11 protein-coding genes are annotated in these 18491 nt (G+C 69.0%); 3 read left to right on the top strand and 8 right to left on the bottom strand.

All coding sequences use genetic code 11. The features are described 5' to 3' along the window. Positions 1–51 precede the first annotated feature (51 nt). The gene (locus ACXIZN_RS08945; protein WP_457953565.1) at positions 52–687 is read left to right on the top strand and encodes a DUF1345 domain-containing protein; all 636 of its coding nucleotides are present in this window, start codon (positions 52–54) and stop codon (positions 685–687) included. Between the two features lie 4 nt (positions 688–691). Here the strand turns inward: ACXIZN_RS08945 and ACXIZN_RS08940 are convergent, their stop codons facing one another. Beyond that, a complete protein-coding gene (locus tag ACXIZN_RS08940; protein WP_457953563.1) occupies positions 692–2278 on the bottom strand; it encodes a helix-turn-helix domain-containing protein in 1587 nt (528 codons plus the stop codon). Between the two features lie 225 nt (positions 2279–2503). Here ACXIZN_RS08940 and ACXIZN_RS08935 point away from each other — a divergent pair, with 225 nt between their 5' ends. After that, complete coding sequence (locus ACXIZN_RS08935; protein WP_457953561.1) at positions 2504–3682, top strand: phospholipase D-like domain-containing protein; 1179 nt, start codon at positions 2504–2506, stop codon at positions 3680–3682. A 307-nt stretch (positions 3683–3989) separates the two neighbouring features. Here the strand turns inward: ACXIZN_RS08935 and ACXIZN_RS08930 are convergent, their stop codons facing one another. From ACXIZN_RS08930 to ACXIZN_RS08905, 6 genes are all read right to left on the bottom strand, one after another. Beyond that, on the bottom strand, positions 3990–6413 hold the full coding sequence (locus tag ACXIZN_RS08930) for a glucan 1,4-alpha-glucosidase (RefSeq protein ID WP_457953559.1): 2424 nt from the start codon (positions 6411–6413) through the stop codon (positions 3990–3992). A 179-nt stretch (positions 6414–6592) separates the two neighbouring features. Continuing rightward, on the bottom strand, positions 6593–9910 hold the full coding sequence (locus tag ACXIZN_RS08925) for a fibronectin type III domain-containing protein (RefSeq protein WP_457953557.1): 3318 nt from the start codon (positions 9908–9910) through the stop codon (positions 6593–6595). A 346-nt stretch (positions 9911–10256) separates the two neighbouring features. Then, positions 10257–10784 carry a hypothetical protein gene (locus ACXIZN_RS08920; RefSeq protein ID WP_457953555.1) on the bottom strand — a complete coding sequence of 176 codons (528 nt, stop codon included), beginning with the start codon at positions 10782–10784 and terminating at the stop codon, positions 10257–10259. Positions 10785–10821: 37 nt separating this feature from the next. Further along, complete coding sequence (locus ACXIZN_RS08915; RefSeq protein ID WP_457953553.1) at positions 10822–11727, bottom strand: aminoglycoside phosphotransferase family protein; 906 nt, start codon at positions 11725–11727, stop codon at positions 10822–10824. A gap of 116 nt (positions 11728–11843) precedes the next feature. Next, positions 11844–13001 carry an HAF repeat-containing protein gene (locus tag ACXIZN_RS08910; protein ID WP_457953551.1) on the bottom strand — a complete coding sequence of 386 codons (1158 nt, stop codon included), beginning with the start codon at positions 12999–13001 and terminating at the stop codon, positions 11844–11846. A 142-nt stretch (positions 13002–13143) separates the two neighbouring features. Beyond that, a complete protein-coding gene (locus ACXIZN_RS08905) occupies positions 13144–16593 on the bottom strand; it encodes an indolepyruvate ferredoxin oxidoreductase family protein (RefSeq protein ID WP_457953549.1) in 3450 nt (1149 codons plus the stop codon). A 163-nt stretch (positions 16594–16756) separates the two neighbouring features. On the opposite strand from ACXIZN_RS08905, the gene ACXIZN_RS08900 reads away from it, so the two are divergent. Beyond that, a complete protein-coding gene (locus tag ACXIZN_RS08900) occupies positions 16757–17221 on the top strand; it encodes an Lrp/AsnC family transcriptional regulator (protein ID WP_038512105.1) in 465 nt (154 codons plus the stop codon). A gap of 261 nt (positions 17222–17482) precedes the next feature. Here the strand turns inward: ACXIZN_RS08900 and ACXIZN_RS08895 are convergent, their stop codons facing one another. Continuing rightward, entirely contained in the window at positions 17483–18439 is a 957-nt protein-coding gene (locus ACXIZN_RS08895) for a helix-turn-helix transcriptional regulator (protein ID WP_457953548.1), read from the bottom strand. Between the last annotated feature and the right edge of the window lie 52 nt (positions 18440–18491).

Raw genomic sequence — 18491 nt, 5'->3', positions numbered from 1 at the left:
CTGTCTCACCAAACGGCTCGGGCCTGGCTGTCCGAGCGCCGCAGGAGCGGCTTGAGCGCCGCGTTCGCGCTGGTCGTCGCCGCGTTGACGATCGTGTTCCGCGAGGACGTGCTGTCGATCTCGTTGGTCGACGCGGGTGTTCTGGTCCTTCTCGCGTATCTCGTCGGCTACCTCGTCGTGACGGTGGCCGCGTTCGGCGTAGCGACCTCGGAGCAGATCCACGACTGGGCGAGCCGGGAAAGCCGCGGCACGTTCGCGCAGCGGTACATCTTCGGGACCGCGCCGGGGCCGGGGGTGTCGATCGTCATCGCGGCGGCCGCGCTGGCGGTGGCGGTGGTGTGGATGCCGGGGCTCGGCGGCGAGAGCCTGCCGGCGGGCGCGCGCGTCGGCGTCGCGGTGGCGCTGGTCGTCGTCGCGTGGATCTGCGTCCTGGTCTCGTTCGCGATCGCCTACCACGCGGACGACGTGGTCGAACAGGGCGACGCCCTGCGGTTCCCCGGCGACGGACCCGCCGAGTGGTCCGACTACATCTACTTCGCGGTGTCCGTGATGACGACCTTCGGGACGACCGACGTGGACGTCGTCTCGCGGGAGATGCGCAGGACCGTGACCACGCACGCGGTCATCGCGTTCGTGTTCAACACGGTGACCGTGGCGGCGGTCGTGTCCACTTTGAACGGCGGCTGAAGTCTCAGCCCAGTTTCAGCATGATCGGGCTGCCGGTGACGGTGACATCCGCACCGGGTCCCACCGGCGTGCTCCTCCCGTCGAGGTCTTCGGCCGACGTGGCGCCCTGAGCAGCCGGGATCCGCTCGGACCGGTCGATGGCCCACCAGATCAGGAAGTCCTTCCCGCCCTGATCGAAGCGGCATTGCCACAGGTGATCGGGCAATCCGGCCGCGCGCCCTTGCCCGCAGGAATGGATCCGGCTGCCGGCCAGCCAGGTGTGCAGGCGTTCCACGTGTCGCGCCGCCTTCGTGTGCGGACCGCCCGCGGGCTGCAGCACGATGGGGATCTTGGCGCTGCCCCAGTTGTAGAAGTACATGCGGCGGTATTGCGCGTAGAGACCGGAAAGGAAGAACCGGACAGCGTGCTGCGCACCCCGATCCTCGTCGACGGGCCGCTGCCTGTTCACATCGTAGGCCGAGCCGGTGCTCCACAGCCTGATACCGGCGCCGGCTTCATGCAGGACCTTTTCGATTTCCTGTGCTAGCGGCAGCATCGTCTCCGGTGGGTCGGAATCGTTGCGGGGAGCCAGTTTCATCGCGGCGGCGTCGCAATGGTCGTAGCCGCCGAGCGTCGCGAACCGCCGGAACCCGTCGAACGCCACGGGATCCCAGAGCTCGCCCATGGACGGGCAGACCACGGTGGCGGCGGAGTCGGCGGACTTGATCACCTGGCTCGCCCGGCGCGTCATCTCCACCAGGCCGGCCATCGAACCGGAGAAGAAGTCCTGGTGATTGGCGATGTCCCACAGTTCGTAGGCGTCGATCCGGCCTCGATACTGCTCGACGACTGCCCGCACGAACCGTTCCCAGTCGACGAGGTCGTCGGGCGGGCCGGTGCGGGAATCGTCGGTGTAGACGGACTTCGGGCTGTTCGGGCTCGCCCATGACGGGGTGCCGCCGAAGGTCAGGACCACCGGGAAACCGGCACCACGGGCACCGGCCACCAGCCGTTCGAGGGTTTTCCAGTCGTACTGGCCGCGGGCGGGCTCCAGGTTCTGCCACCGGGTGCGCGTGTTCCACAACCGGACGGAGCCCACGCGGAACGTCGGCATCAACCCGGTGTTGGAGTTCGTCGTCACCCCGACGAACTCCGGATCGAGCGTGCGTGGCGCGTTCGTCCACATCGCCGCCTGGACCGCGGGTGCCGTGACCTGCGCCTGCCGGTCCGGCGGGGTCGCCACGGCACCTCCGGCGAGCAGGACCGCCGCGAGGACGACGACGAGCGCGACATGCGTCAGCGGCCGCCTGCGAGCGGGCTCCACCGCGTCGGCGTCACGGATGACCAGCGGTTCGGGCACGGGGGTTTCGCCCAGGTCCGCGCGCTCCCACACCCGGTACAGTTTCGCGAGATCCTCGCGGCTCGCGCCGCATACCGTCGCGATCGCCTCGATCGGCGCGAACGTGGCGGGAACGTTCCTTCCGGTGCAATAGCGGTGCACGGTCGACCGGCTCGAATGCACCTTGCGCCCGAGCTGTTCGTAGCTCAGGCCGCTCCGCTCCTTGTACTCGGTGAGAAGTGCCGCCAGCGTGGCAGCCGCCTCACTCGCCATCCCGCTGCGCCCCCTCCGCGCCATGTCCCGGACGGCTATCAGTGTCCCATCGCGGGCCTTTCGCCGCGCGAATTCGCGAGATCACGTCTCCCGGACCGGCGTCGCCGCAGGTCAGAGGCGAGTTTTCGTCCCAGCGTCCCATTCCGCGTGGTTGCGCTTGCCACGCCGTCCAGCGCTGGGGAGCGTGGACCCGCCGGCAGATCCGGCCATGGGGAGGGAATCGGAATGAAACCGCACAGGAAGAACTTGCTTCGAGGAGCACTGGCAACCGCGCTGCTGGTGGCGGCGACCAGCGTCCCGGCCGCCGCCGCGACGCCGCGGCTGACCACGCGCGCGGACTTCAACACACCGGGCGGCGGCCAGATCGTCGAATACCTCGAAAAGCTGATCCGTGGCGCACCGGAGAACTCGACCATCGAGACCGCACAGTTCCTGATGCGGGACAAGCCGATCACCGATGCGCTCGCGGACGCCGCGGAGCGCGGGGTGCACGTCCAGGTGCTGGTCGACGGGCGGACGACGGACCATCCGAACTACAAGGACCTGAAGAACCGGCTCGAGAAGACCGGCGACAAGAACTCGTGGGCGAAGAACTGCGAGAACGGCCGAGGGTGCAACGGCGGGAACGCGATGCACAACAAGTTCTTCCTTTTCGACCGGACGCTCGACGCGTCGACGGTGGTCGCGACCGGATCGGCGAACTTCAGCGGGAACACCACGGGCGGCACGGGTGGCTGGAACAGCTACTACACCGACGTCGGGAACGCCGCCCTGTTCGCCAGGTACAACGACTACTTCGGCGACCTCCGCCGGGTCGCGGACGGGGGCACGGCCAACCCCGGCTACTACGAAGCCAACCCGCCCGTGATCACCGGGAACACCAAGAGCTACTTCTACCCGAGGCTCAAGGAGGCGGGGAACGACACCGTCGAAAACACCCTGAAGGAGGTCGGGTGTTCGGCGGAGAAGTCCAAGATCCGCATCGGGGTGTGGTCACTCACCCGGATGAAGATCATCGAACGGCTGCGGGTCCTGGCCGCCCGGGGCTGCTCCGTGGACATCGTGGCCTTGCGGATGGCCAAAGGCTCCTGCGAAGCGCTGATGAAGGGGCAGCCGGACCGTGTGCGGCTTCGTGGTTTCAAGAAGGGCAACGAGGCGGGCATCCACGAGAAGAACATGATGATCGAGGGTGACTACCTGAAGCCGGGCACCAAGGTCGTCTTCACCGGCAGCCAGAACTTCAACAACCCGTCCCTGCACGAGAACGACGAGAACGTCATCCGGGTCCTGGACAACGACGGGATCTACCGGAGCTTCGTGCGGAACTTCGAGCAGGTGGCCCAGGCGGCCGACGAAGAGATCAAGTCGCCCGGGGACTGCGGGAAGATGGTGCCGGAGGACTGATCCGCCGCTCGTGAGTGGGCAGGCCCGGAGCACGCCTGCCTCGCGTCGCGAAAGCCACTTTCGGGACATCTGACGTCCCGAANAGAACTACGCGCAGTACCAGACCAAGACCGACCGGGAGATCCCCGTGGTGCTGCTGTCGCCCAAGGCGTAGGGACGCTCAGGTTTCGGTGGTCGTGTCGCGAAAGCCACTTTCGGGACATCTGACGTCCCGAAAGTGGCTTTCGCGACACCTCCGGCCGGACACGGCGCCCAGCTACAGGACGACGAGTACATGACCACCGTGCCCGCCAAACCTCGTGAGTGGTCAGGGCCGCCAGGTGTCGTTCAACGCCATCGTGCAGCCGCTCGAAGCGGTACCCGCCCGATTGGCGCCCGATTCCCACGTGACGGCGCCGCCCTCCTTACGGATGTACTTGTACTGGAAGGCGGCTCCCTTCGGCAGCGTGACGTTCGCCGTCCACAAGGGATAACCTGCCGACGACATCGGAACCGCGTTCGCCGGGTTCCACGCTCCGAGTTCGGGACGGTCGCCGACGACGAAGATGTTCTGGCCCCACGAAGTCGTGGCGTTCACCGTGAACTTCGCCGAAACCGCGGAGCACGCCGCGCTGTAGCGCTGCTTGACCACCGACGGCGTCTCGACCGGGGCACCCGCGTCGATCGAATGCGCCAGCCGCACGAACTGCGCCATCGACCAGGCCAGCGGCGTCGCCGAGCCGGTGCCTTCGCCGAAGGTGAAGCCACCGGCGCTTTGCCGGTCCCAGACCTGTTCCGGGATCAGGAAACCGGGATTCGCCGACGCGGCCATGGCCGCCAGATGCGTCGTCGCCGGGCGTCCGTTGGCGAGCTCGTACTCCCCGCGCTCACCGGTGAGCAGCGGCCACAGCCGTCCGACTCCGGCACCGGTGTACGGGCCGCCGGATGCGGTTTCCCCGTAGCCGTCGTGGTTGTACCGGTACCACATCGGGCCGTTGGGGGTGTTCACCTTCAGCGTGGAGTCCACTTCGGACAGTGAAGCGGCGACGTCCGGATCGGAAGGCGGTTTCACCCCGAGGCGGACGAGGTCCAGGAAGCCCGCGTCGATGATGGCGCGTTCGTCGTGGTTCCCGCCGCCGTTCTGCAGGAAGACGTTCTGGCCGTCGTTGGGGTTGCCGTTGCCGTCGATGCGGTGGAAGTACCGGCCGTCGCCGAGCGGACCGGACGTGGTGAACGTCCAGGCGCTGACCTGTGCCTGCCACCGGTCCGCGGTTTCGCGGTACCGGGCGGCCGCCGTCGTGTCGCCGTTGCGTTCGGCGATGTCGGCGGCGCAGATCAGCCCGGCGATTTCCGCGGCGATGGTGGACGGCGAGTAGCCACCGTTCTCCTCCCAGCGTTCCTGCGGGGTCGAGGGGCCGTTCGCGACGAGGAAGTCCGCGGACTTCTTCACCTTCGCCCACATCCCCGCGTCGGACCGGCCCAGCTGCCACGCGAGCACGACGGGGAAGGCGACCTCGTCCATCTGCAGGCTGGTCCAGCAGTTGGTGCCGTCGAGCCGGGTGTTCTGCGGGAACGAACCGTCCGGTCGCTGCTGAACGGTGAACAGGTAATCGACCGAACGGTTGGCCGCCGCCGAGTCGCCCGCCGCGATCTGCGCGGTCGAGACCTGGTAGAGGTCACGGGACCAGACCGCGTGATACCCGCAGTCCCCCGTGCCGTTCGCGTCCTTCGCCTCGCCCCAGGGATTGGTGAGCGAGGCGACGTTCGCACCCGAGTAGGTCTTGTCTTCGTGGGCCTTGAGGGTCATCAGCGCCACGTTGTACTGCGTGGTCAAGCCGGCGCCGGTGATCGACCGGGGCACCGCGGCCAGCGAGGAGAGATAGCCGCTCCAACCGGACCGGTACGCGGTGTCCGCCGCCCCGAAACCACCGGCGAGCGAGGCCGACGCGTTCGCCGACGCGGCGCCGCGATCACCGCCGAACCCGATCGCGAGGGTGAAGGTGGTGTCGGTCCCCACGGGGATCTGCCCCAGCTGCACCAGGTTCCCGGGTGTCGACGCCGAGTCGTACTGCGTGCCGAGAACGTGGTCGCCGCTCAGGTCGACGTAGCCGTCGCTCGCGGTCCCGCTGTAGCCACTGGTCGCCTTGACGAAACCGGTGGAGGCGGCCAAGGCGCTGGACACCGGCCCGTCCGAAGCGACCAGTTGCCCGCCGGAGGTGGCGCCGGTGTCCCCCATGCCGCTGTTGTTCAGCGACGGGTTGTACAGCGCGTACAGCTGCAGCGGACCACCGCTGAGCACCTCGAACCTGGTCTGGATCAGCACGGTGGACCGCGCGGGGTCGGCGGTGTGGGTCTTGGTGATCCGGTACCGCCCGTTGGTGGCGGTGTTGATCTGCCGGTAGCTCAGGGAACGCGGATCGGTGAGCACCAGCTGTTTGGTGGTGTGATCGCGTTCCAACTGCGTGAAACCGGCACCGTCGGACACCACGTACTGCAGGTCCTGGACGTTGGCGACGTCCACGGTCGGGTAGTAGATCTCGTGGTTGATGCCCTGGCCGAGGGTGAACCAGACCTTCGACGCCGCGTTCGTGGCGGTGCCGAAACCCTCCTTACCCCCGGTCGTCCAGGCCGCGCCGGTACCCGGCGCACCGGGCGCGTCCGCCAGCGGTGCGGCGCTCACCGGCGTGGACGCCAGGAGCGCGCCAGCGGTCAACAGCGCGACTGTCGCGCGACGCCGCTTCGGAGATTTCATGTCGATCCTTCCCACAGGCTTCATCGACGGCAGGATTTGTTGTTAGCGGCAACTTATTCGCTGGCCGTCTCCACCGGCAGGGCCGATCGGAGTAACCCGGACCACCGGCGCCGGTGGTCCGGTCATGGAGCCGGCCCCGTCGCGGGACGCGACGGGGCCGGATCAGGGATTCCGTGGGATCAGCCGACCGGACGCGGCTTCAGGTTCACCTCCACCGTGTTGCCGGGGCCGGAGGCGACACCGCTGACGATGTCGTTGAGGAACCCGCAACCCTGCAGCGGCGGCAGGGTGTAGGTGCCGGTGAGCTTGCCACCGGCCAGCGGGTCGAAGCCGGCCTTCGACTGCAGCGGGATCTGGGCCGGTGTCTTCGTCTGGCAGGTCGGGCTCGCCGAGACCGGGAAGCCGAAGACGCTGACCCGCGGCAGCTTGACCGTCACCGCCGAGGTCGACTTGAGTACCCCGTTGGCCAGGGTTCCCGTGGTCTTGCCCGCCGAAGCGAACTCGATCTTCGCCTTGACCGGGACGAAACCCCAGAGCGTGAGGTTCGCGCTCGTCGGGTTCAGCGTCAGGTCGGCGTCGAAGGTCCCGTTCGCCAGGCTGATCGCGGCGTTGATGCCACCGCGCAGGTCGATCGGGCCCGCGAGCTTCTTCAGCTGCGTCTTTCCGGTCAGGTCGTAGCTGTACTTGACGACCGGGGAGGTGTTCGGCTGTGTCTTCGCCGTGACCGGCGCGCTTGCGGCCGACTTGTTCCCCGCGGCGTCCTTGGCGACCACGGTGAAGGTGTACTCCGTGCCGGCCGTGAGACCGTCCACAATGGCCGAAGTCCCCGCCACCGACTTCACCAGCGTGGAGCCGTTGTAGACGTCGTACCCGGAGACACCGACGTTGTCCGTCGCGGCATCCCACTCGAGGCTCACGCTCGTCTGCGTGGTCCCCGTGGAGCGCGGGTTGCCCGGCACGCTGGGAGCCACCACGTCGGGCGAGGCCTGCGTCCGGACGGTGATGGCGGCGCTCGGAGTCGAGAGGTTGCCTGCCGCGTCCTTCGCGACCACCGTGAACGAATACTCGGTGTCCGGCGCGAGACCGTCCACAGTGGCCGAAGTCCCCGTCACCGACTTCACCAGCGTGGAGCCGTTGTAGACGTCATAGCCGGTGACACCGACGTTGTCCGTCGCCGCGTTCCATTCGAGGCTCACGCTCGTCTGCGTGGTCCCGGTCGAGCGCGGGTTGCCCGGTGCGACGGGCGCCTGGGTGTCGGGCGCGGTCTGCGTCCGCGCCGTCGCGGCGGCGCTGGGCGCCGAAGCGTTGCCCGCGGCGTCCTTCGCGACCACGGTGAACGAGTACTCGGTGTCCGGCGCGAGACCGTCCACAATGGCCGAAGTCCCCGTCACGGTCTTCACCAGCGTGGTGCCGTTGTAGACGTCGTAACCGGTGACACCCACGTTGTCGCTCGACGCGTTCCAGGACAGCGCGATGCTGGACTGGGTGACGTCGGTCGTGGCCAGACCGGCCGGAACGCTGGGCGCTTCGGTGTCGGGGACCGTGGCGGTCCGGGCGGTCACCGCCGCGCTGGGCTCCGACCTGTTGCCCGCCGCGTCCTTGGCGACGACAGTGAAGGTGTACTCGGTGTCGGCGGCGAGGCCGTCGACGGTGGCGTTGGTTTCCGTCACCGACTTCACCAGGGTGGTGCCGTTGTAGACGTCGTAGCCGGTGACACCCACGTTGTCACTCGACGCGTCCCACGCCAGGCCGACGCTGGTGGCCGAGGTACCGGTCGAGTGCAGGTTGCCCGGCACACCGGGAGCCTGCGTGTCGGGCGCGGCCTGCGTCCGGGCCGTGACCGCGGCGCTGGCCGCCGAAGCGTTGCCCGCCGCGTCCTTCGCGACCACCGTGAAGGTGTACTCGGTGTCGGCAGTCAGACCGTCGATCGTGGCCTGCGGTTCCGTGACGGACTTGACGACCTCGGTGCCCCGCAAGACGTCGTAGCCGGTGACACCGACGTTGTCGCTCGACGCGTCCCAGGCCAGCGTCACGCTGGTCTGGGTGGTTCCGGTCGAGTGCACGTTCGCGGGAATCGTCGGCGCCTGCGTGTCCGGGGCCTTCGCGGTCCGGGCGGTGGCGGGCGCGGTGGCGGGCGAGACGTTGCCCGCCGCGTCCTTCGCCTTGACCGTGAACGAGTACTCCGTGTCGGGGGCCAGACCGTCGACCGTGGCCGACGTTCCGGTCACCGTCTTCACCAGCGCGGCGCCGTTGTAGACGTCGTAGCCGGTCACACCGACCTCGTCGGTGGCGGCGCCCCAGGACAACGCGACGCTGTTCTGGGTGACTTCGCCGACCGTCACCGCACCGGGAGCCGAGGGCGGGGTGGTGTCCGCGGCCGCGGTGACGGTGAAGGTGTGCAGCACGTTGGCCTGGCCGTTCGCGGGAGTGCAGTCCGCGACGAACGTGCCGAGGCCGGTCTCCGCGCCGGAAGCCGTCAACGGCGTCATGGTGAGCACCAGATCGTGCACCGAGAGCGTCGCCGTCCCCGGCTTGTCGAACCGCAACGACGGCGCCGCGCCGCTCGCGTTGACGATCAGGTCGTTGCCCGTCGGCGGGATCGGCTGCAGCGGGACGGGTGTCGGCACGCCGACCGCGAGATGTCCCTGCGGGCTGGAGACCAGCGAGGTGGCCAGCGCCGATCCCTTGATCTGCTCGGCGCCGACGAGCCGGAGCCCTTCGGTCGCGGTCTTGCCCGCGTTGGAGACGGCCGTGATGTCGATCTTGGGCGTGAACTGGCCGACCGGGATCGTGTCGGGCAGCGTGGCGTTGATGTCGACCGTGACGTCCTGGTTCCCGATCAACGGGAACGGGCAGCTGTAGACCTGCCGCAGCGGCGGGTGGTTCCCAGTGCCGACAACGGCTTCCGGGGCAACCGGAGAGCCGGTCACCGTGTAGGTCTGCAGGACGGTCTCGGCCCCCGCCGCCAGCGTGCAGTCCGCAGTGAAGGTGCCGAGACCGGTCGGCGTGCCATCGGCCTTCAGCGGGGTCATCACCAGCTGGAGCCCGGTCACCGCGAGCGACGCGGTGCCCGGCTGGTCGAACCTCAGCGCGGGCGCGCTGCCCGTGGCGTTGACGACGAGGTCGTTGCCCGCGGGCGGGATGGGCTGGTTCGGCACGTCGGAGTCGACCTTCACCGTCATCGTGCCCTGGCTGCCGGGCATCGTGACGGTCGAAGTCGCCTTCGCGGTGCCCTTGATGGACTCGGCACCGACGAGCCGAAGACCTTCCGTCGCCGTCTTGCCCGCGTTGGACACGGCGGTGATCTCGATGGCGGGAGTCAGTTTCCCGGTCTCGATCGTCGAAGGCTGCGTGGTCTTGATGGTGACCGAGACGTTCTGATTTCCGATCAACGGGAACGGACACGAGTAATTCTGCGTGAGCTCACCCGGAGCCGCGGCACTGGTGCCCGAGCCTATCGCGAGACCCAGTGCCACCAAGGCCGCCGTGCTCACCACGGCGATGCCCCCAGTGGCCAGTCTTCGACTACGTCTTCTGTGTTTCACAGGTACCTCTCCAACACATAGACCACGCCCGCCGAAACCACTGGACAAATGATTAATGCCCGCTTTCGCGGGCTCTTCCCGGCGGGCGCGTGTGCACATTTACGGGTATGCCACAGGGAATTAACACACCCGCAAGGCTCGCCAGGCAAGGAAAATCACAGAGCCCGCGCGACCATTCTCCGTCTTTGTCATACGCGGTCGATTCGCCGTTCGCGAATCTGTCAGCCGCGCCCCCAAAACGCTCGACCGCACCTCGGCGATGGTGGTTACTGGCCAACAAGGCCGCGATCGGGTCGGCCTACTCGGCGCGCCAGGTCGGGACCCAGCCGAGGCGTTTGCAGACCGTGCCGACGTCGGGATCGGTCAGGCTCCGGCGGTCGGAGAGGTTCGCCGATCGCGGTCCGAGGATCTGCATCCGGTCGACCGCGGTACCCGGATCGCCGATGTCCTTGCGGACCTCGATCAGGAAGTCCGCGTAGAGCCGGAACTGGATGTCGGCAGGCGCCCCGGCCGGGAGCGCCTGCATGAGCCGGGAGTACGCCCGGACGATGCCGTCGGAGCCGTACACGTTCACCCAGGTGTCGAAGCGGCGCTTGTGTTTCAGCTCCTCTTCCGTCGGCAGGTCGTCGCTGGTGAACATCCGGTCCAGCATGTCGACCACGGGCTCGCACATGGCGCGTTTCTGCTCGGAGATCCGCTCGCGGACCTGGTCGGCGCTCTGCACACGGGCTTCGAGACGGCGTGCGGCCAGCGCGAACATGCCGGCGACGACGGCCGCGGAGATCGAGGCGACGGCCGCGATCACGGCGACGACGATGGCGGACATGCGCCCGATCCAACCACGGATCGGCCACGGGCAACGGTCAATCGGCCAGGATCCCGGCCAGCACGCGACGCGCGTTCACCGCTTCCTCGTCGGCGCGGCCCCGCGTCCGGGCGCAGGTGACCAAGGTCTTCCACAGAGCCCAACCACGCCCACCCTCCCATTCCGGGCCGTCGACCGAAAGCCGCTCTCGGAACGCCCGCCTGCCGTCGGCCGTCAGCAAGGTCCAGGCGATGGCCAGGTCGCAGGCCGGATCACCGACTCCGCAGGTACCGAAGTCGATCACGGCCGCCAGACTCCCGCCGCCGAGCAGAAGATTCCCCGGCGCGACGTCGCCGTGGAACCACCGATCGACGCCGTCCCAGGGAACGTCCAGCGCCGACTTCCAGAGAGCGCGGGCCGGGCCGACGTCGATTTCGCCGTCGAGTTCCGTGAGCGCGCGCTCGGTCAAGGCATCGAAGGTGCGCAGAGTGCCGCCGCGGAACCAGTTGTGCTTACCCGGCTGAGGACCGTCCGCGGCATCGATGTTCCTCAACTCCACCAGGAATCCCGCCAGTTCGAGAGCGAAGCCCACCGGGTCGGAAATCCCGTCCGCGCTCGCGGGTTCGCCGTCGAGCCACCGATTGATCGACCAGGAGAACGGGTAGCCGGCGCCGGGCTTCCCCTTCGCCAGCGGGATCGGGACGGGCAGCGGCAGCCGCGGAGCGAGCACCGGAAGCCACCGTCGCTCCTTGTCCACGGCCAGGGCGTATTCGGCGGCGCTCGGCAGCCGCGCCACCATCTCGTCGCCGAGCCGGAAAGTCCTGTTGTCCCAACCGGACTCGGCCACCGGCCGGACCGGAAGACCGGCCCAGTCCGGGAACTGCTCGGCGACCAAGCGGCGCACCTGCGCCACGTCGACGGTGATCCGCCGCGGCGGCGGCCCGAGATCCGGCGTACTGCCCAAGACGACTTCCTTCGCTCGATTGACGCTCTACGCTGCCCGGCGATGTCGCGAAAGCCACTTTCGAGACCTCTGGCGTCTCGAAAGTGGCTTTCGCGACATGCGCACCCGAGCGGACGCTAGCCGAGCGTCCAGTACACCGCGTGGGATTTTCCGGCGGCGTCGGAGGCGGTTCCGACCACACGGCCGTTGTCGGTGATCAGGTACCCCTGCGAGCGGGTGCCGCCGGGCAGCGTGCCGAGCTGCCTGCGTTCGCCGTCGACGAACCAGACCGTCGCCTTGTTCCGGAAGGTGCCTGCCACGGTGCCGTGGGCGTTGACCGATTCGGCATCGGCCCCGAGACCGTCGTCGGCCAGCGCGGCGACGCCGCCGTCGAAGTCCCAGATCAGGGCCGATCGGCGGGGCGGGTTCAGATAGCCGGAGCCGACGACGTAACCGGTCGAGCCGATCCCGTGGATCCAGACCGAATGAGGGCTGGGCCAGTCCAGCGGATGGAGCACGCCGTCCCGATCCCACTTCGCCGGGACCGGAGGCCCGCTGCTGGTCTCGCGAAGGGTTCCGGCGGCCACGCCGTCCTGGTTGATCCGGCTCGCCCCGCTGCTCACACTCTGCGGCGCCAGTTCGGTGATCGGTCCGCCGCTCACCCACCGCACGGCCTGGTTCGCCGCGGAGCGGACGGCGCTGCCGACGATGACGGCGCCGTCGGCGGAGATGCCGTCGGCCATGCTCCAGGTCTCGCCGGGCAACGTCCCGAGATCGGTGGCCACGCCATCCGGATCCCAGCGGAACCCGTGGAACTGGCCGTCCGGCGTCAGCCAGGCCCCGACCACGACGTCGGTGTCGCTGATCGCCCACGCGGTTGCGTTGCGGTAGCCGGGCGGAAGTTGCAGCAGAGTCGCCTGGCCCGCGGCGTCCCAGCGGGCAGGCACGGCGGTGGTCGCGGTCAGTACGTAGCCGGCGGACACCCCGAGGCCGTTGATGGCACGGACCTGCCCCTCGGTGCCGCCCGGCGTCGGCAGCGCCATGATCTGACCGGTAGCGTCCCACCGGACCGGATGGCTGCGCTTCGGGGCCGGGCCCGCCAACGACAGTCCGACCATCTCCCCCGCCTCGTTGACCGCCAGGACCGTGCTCTCGTCGTCCCCGGGCAACGTCCCGAGATCAACCGGCCCCACCGGCATGGCCTGCGCGGTCCCCGTCGCCGCGCCGGTGACCACGACAAGTGCCGCTACCAGCGAAAAGACCCGTCTTCGCGCCACGGGCACACGATTCCTCATCACGATGACTCCCCGATCCCGATCAGTGGTGTGTCATACGCGGACCCCGAAGCGACAGTAATGCACCCGAACGGCCCGGCGGCCCCGTCGCCGGAAACGTCGTCCGGAACTACAAAAAAGCGCACCACGGCAACAAAATCCGTCAGGTGCTCGCGCCGAGCCGTTCCCCCTGCGTGAGTTCGGCGAGGAGCGCGGACTGTTCCCGCCGGTAAGCCTCGACGTTCGCCAGTTTGACGTCCTCGTAGCCGCGGACCAGATCGGGCAGCTCGGCCAGCGCCAGGAGCCTGCCCCTGTCCGCGCCCTCGGCGCCGAAAGCGGCGAGGATCGTTTCCCGGTACTGCCCGACGAGTTCCCGCTCCACCTTTCGGACGTGTGCCTTGCCGAACGGGTCCCAGCGGGTGCCGCGCAGTTTCCGCGCCGCACGCAGTGCGACGAACACCGGCCGGAATTTCGGGCCCAGCGCGATCTTCCGCTTCATTCCCAGCGCGCGGAGCACAGGCGGGTGCAACCGGTAGGCATAGCGGCTGCCGACGCCGAACTCCGCCTCGATCCCGGCGAGCACGGCGGGATCCAGCGAGAGCCGTGCGACCTCGTACTCGTCTTTGTAGGCCATCAGTTTGTGCAGGTTTCGCGCCACCGCCTCGGTGACGGCGGTCGAATCCCCTTCCAGGACACGGACCCGCTCGACGAATTCGGCGTACTCCCGCGCATATCGCACATTCTGGTACCGGACGAGCTCCGGCACGCGGATGTCCAGCAGTCGCGCGAGTTCCGACCCCGGCTCGGCGTGGACCAGCGCGCGGGCGCGCAGCGTGGCGGCCGACGGGGCGGGTGCCGCGGCGACGGCGGGCGGGGCGATCGCGGCCTGCAGGCCGTCAGGATCGGCGACGAGCTGCCTGCCGCGCCGGAAGGCCTGGAGATTGCCCGCGACGGCGACCCCGTTGAGCTCGATCGCGCGCTCCACGCTGGCCGCGTCCAGCGGGATGGCGCCGGTCTGGAGAGCGGCGCCGAGCTGGAGGATGTTGGCGAACTGGTCGTCGTCGAACAGGGTTTCCGCCAGCGCCCGCGCGTCGAGCGCCACGGTCCGCGCCGCGCTGTCGGAGATCGCGCCCCGCACCGCCGCCGCGTCGGGGAACGAAACGGTGGTGTCGACGACCATCCGGCCGGTCGGCACCTCGGTCGTGGAGACCACGGCCGTGGTCCGGCCGGGGTCCGTCACCGTCAGATGCGTGGGGTCCGCGCCGACGAGGACGTCGCAGGCCAGATAGAGATCGCATTCCCCGGCCGCCAGTTTCGGGGCCTGCGGCGTCGGATCGGCGGTGATCTTCAGATCCGAGACGACGGCGCCGCCCTTCTGCGCGAGCCCGGTCTGATCCAGCGTGCGGACCTGCTTGCCCTCGATCACGGCGGCCGTGGCGAGGATCTGCGCGACGGTGACCACGCCGGTCCCGCCGACACCGGTGATCCGCACGGTGAAGTCGGTACCGGCGGTCTCGGGCTCCGGCAGTTCGGCCGCCGCGATCTCCGCGAGCCGCGCCCGGTGTTTGCGCCCGGTGGGCACCACCGTCATGAACGACGGGCAGTCCCCCGCCAGGCACGAGTAGTCCACGTTGCACGACGACTGGTGGATCGCGGTCTTGCGGCCGAACTCGGTACTCACCGGCTGCACCGAGAGGCAGTTCGACTTCTCGCCGCAGTCTCCGCAGCCCTCGCACACCCGCTCGTTGATCACGACCTTGGCGGCGGGGGTGTCCAGTTTGCCGCGACGGCGTTTGCGGCGTTTCTCAGCGGCGCATTCCTGGTCGTGGATGAGCACCGTGACGCCGGGAACGCGGGCCAGTTCCTCTTGCGTGGTCAGCAATTCGTCGCGGTGCCGGACCTCGACACCGTCGGGCATGCGGACACCGCGGAGCCGCTTCGGCTCGTCACTGGTGATGACCACCTTCGCGACGCCTTCGACCAGCAGCAACGACGCCAGCCGGTCCACCGGGAGCCCGCCGACGGCGTCCTGGCCACCGGTCATCGCGACGGTCGCGTTGTAGAGGATCTTGTAGGTGACGTTCACCCCGGCGGCCACCGCCGCCCGGACGGCGAGGCTGCCGGAATGGGTGAATGTGCCGTCGCCGATGTTCTGCACGAAATGCGAGGCGTCGACGAACGGCTCCATGCCGAGCCACTGCGCGCCCTCGCCGCCCATCTGGGTCAGGCCGACCACGTCCCCGACCTGTTCCGGTTCCATGAACAACGCCATGGCGTGACAGCCGATCCCGCCGCCCACCACGGTTCCCTCGGGCACCTTGGTCGACGAGTTGTGCGGGCAGCCGGAGCAGAAGTACGGCGTCCTGGTCAGCAACGGCACCGAGATGCGCTCACGGCGGCGCTGTTGCCGCCATGCGGTCACCGACGGGATCTCGTAGTGGTCGCTCAAGCGGGTGGCCAGCACCCTGGCGATGGAGTCCGGGTCGAGTTCGCCGAGTTCGGTGCACAGGGTGCGGCCGTCCGGGCCGGTCTTGCCGTGCACGGCGGGCGCGCCGACGGTGCCGTACAGCACCTCCTTGATCGCCGATTCGACGAAGGAACGCTTCTCCTCCACCACGACGATCTCGCTCAGTCCGTCGGCGAACCGGCGGACGATCGACGGTTCGAGCGGGTGGATCACGCCGAGTTTGAGGATCCGGATGCCGTGCCGGGACAACGCTTCGGCGTCCAGGCCGAGCAGCCGCAACGCCTGCATGAGGTCCAAATAGGACTTTCCGGCGGTGACGATGCCGATGCGGTCCGCGGGCCCTTCCTGGACGATCCGGTTGACCCCGCTCGCGCGCACGTACTCCACGGCCAGCGGCAGACGTTCGGTGTACAGGCTGCGTTCGAGCGCCATCAACGTGGTGCCGAGCAGCCGGGAGGTGGGCTTGTGCCGGTACGCGGGCAGGGCGAGTTCGGGCGCGGTCCATCGCGGGTGGACGTGGGCGGTGCTCGCGGCGTCGGCCACGTTCGCCACGAGTTTCATCGACGACCACAGCCCGCTCGCCCTGGACAGCTCGACCGCGTGCAGGCCGAAGTCCAGCACGTCCTGGGAATCGGACGGGAAGAACACCGGCATCGCGAGGTCGGCCAGTGCGAGCTCGGAGGCGCACGGCACCGAGGAGGACTTGGCGTTCGGGTCGTCGCCGACCAGCGCCACCGCACCGCCCGCCGGATCGGTCCCCGCGAGGTTGGCGTGCCGCAGGGCGTCCGTCGCCCGGTCCAGGCCGGGTGCCTTGCCGTACCAGAATCCGGTGACGCCCCCGCGGGACGAGCCGACCGACGAGGTGAGCTGACTGCCCATGACCGCGGTCGCGGCGAGCTCCTCGTTCAGGCCGGGACGGTGCACGACGTCGTGTTTCTCGAGCAGGACGGAACGGCGGCCGAGTTCGAGGTCGTATCCGGCGAGCGGGGAGCCCTCGTAGCCGGAGACGAACACGGCGGGCGACGCCCCGGCGGCGCGGTCGTGCCGCACCCGGTCGAACAGCATCCGGACCAGGGCCTGGACGCCGCTGAGGTACACGGCGCCGTCCTCCCGCAGATACCGGTCCTCCAACGTGAACTGCTCCACCAGACCTGCCTCCTTCGGCACCCCCGCGCGACGTCACGACAGGAGACCCGACCCCCGCGGGCCGCCGCAACAGGCGGCAGTCTATTGGCCCCCGGCACGCAAAAAATCCGGCCCATCTTCTCCGCTGGCCGATATCCGTTGCGTCTGCGTACCATCCTGGCTCATGGCGGACCAGCTCATCGACGAGACCGATCGCGAGATCCTCGAACTCCTGCGGGAGGACGCCCGGCGCACGCTGGGCGACATCGGGGCCCGTGTCACGCTGTCGACCGCGGCCGTCAAACGCCGGATCGACCGCATGCAGGAGAACGGTGTCATCGTCGGCTACACCGTCCAGATCGACCACGCGAAACTCGGCTGGGGCATCGAGGCGTTCACCGAACTGCGGTTCACCGGGACCACCAAGGTCGGCGAGATCGTCCGCACCACCACGCGGATGCCCGAGGCCCAGGCGGTGTTCACCATCGCCGGCGACCCCGACGCGCTCGTCTGGCTGCGGGTGCGGGACATGGGCCATCTGCAGCGCACCATCGACGAGATCCGGCGGCATCACCAGGTCACCGGCACGAAGACGCTGATGGTGCTGGACTCCTGGACGCGCGGCCAGCAATGGCCTCACCCCTCGTGAGTGGTAAGGACGGTTCCAGCCAAGGTGTCTCAGGCACCTGTTGGCTTCCGGAGGCGGTGTGGGGGGGGGGGGGGGGGGGGGGGGGCCNATCATCTATCCGGCACTCATGCGGATGATCGCGCGGGAATGGGCTGCCCGCTCCTGACACCGACCTCGTGAGCGGGTTCCGGAGGCGGTGTCGCTAAAGCCACTTTCGGGACACCAGACGTCTCGAAAGTGGCTTTCGCGACATGCTCTCCAGGGTCGTGGCCGGGCCCGGCGTCACCCGCCGCTTCCCCGCATCAGCCGCTCCCCCGTCCGCGCGAGGTATTCGCCGAATTCCGCCGGTTCCTCCACCGTGAACCCGATGTCGGTGAGCAGGAGAACGACGGCCAGCCACTCGAACGAGTCGACATGGGCGACGTACCGGCACCTGTCGTCGCCTTGGGCTTCGAAACTCCCGTCGATCCGATGCAGCCGGGCCGCGGCCTCGTCCGCGCCGACGTCCAGGGTCAGCGTGATCCGCAGCGATTTCGGGCTGTGAAAGCGTTCCTGGAGATGAGCCGCGACGTCGTCGACCGGGAACTCCCGCGGCTCGAACGCCACGTCCGTCGTCTTCGGCCCGGCGATCCGGTCGAGGCGGAAGCTCCGCCAGTCCCGCCTGCCGAGGTCCCACGCGTACAGGTACCACCGCCTGCCGAGCTGGACCAGGCGCATCGGCTCGACCGTCCGTGACGACGGGCCGTCCTTCGCCGTGTACGCGAATTCGAGGCAACGGCGAGCCGCGATCGCCGCGGCGAGGACGTTCAGGACGTCTTGGGTGACCCGCGGTTGTTCGCCGCTCCCGAACTCGACCGCGGCGAGCATTGCGTCGGTTCGCCTGCGCAGTGCCGCCGGGAGGACGCGCCGGAGTTTCGCGGCGGCGCGGTCGGCCGATTCGGCGGTCAGGTCGACGCCGGTGCCGCCCGCCGCGGCGAGCCGCAGCCCGAGCACGGTGGCGATCGCCTCGTCGTGTTCCAGCATGAGCGGCGGCAGCGCGGTTCCCGCGACGAGCCGGTAGTTGCCGCCCGGGCCGCGGCTGCTCTCCACGGGATATCCCAGCCCGCGAAGGTGGTCGATGTCCCGGCGAAGCGTGCGCGGCGGGACTTCCATGGCCGTCGCGAGTTCGGCCGCGGGCCACGCCCGGCCGGACTGCAGGAGCGACAACAGCCGCAGCATCCGTTCCCGTGGTGCCGTCACGACGCCTCCCGTAATTGTGGCCGAAAACCGGCCACATCTCATCGTATCCTCG

The organism is Amycolatopsis sp. TRM77291 (genome assembly GCF_054166285.1).
The sequence above is the reverse complement of the archived record's forward strand: the minus strand, read 5'-3'. Positions and strand labels throughout refer to the sequence as shown.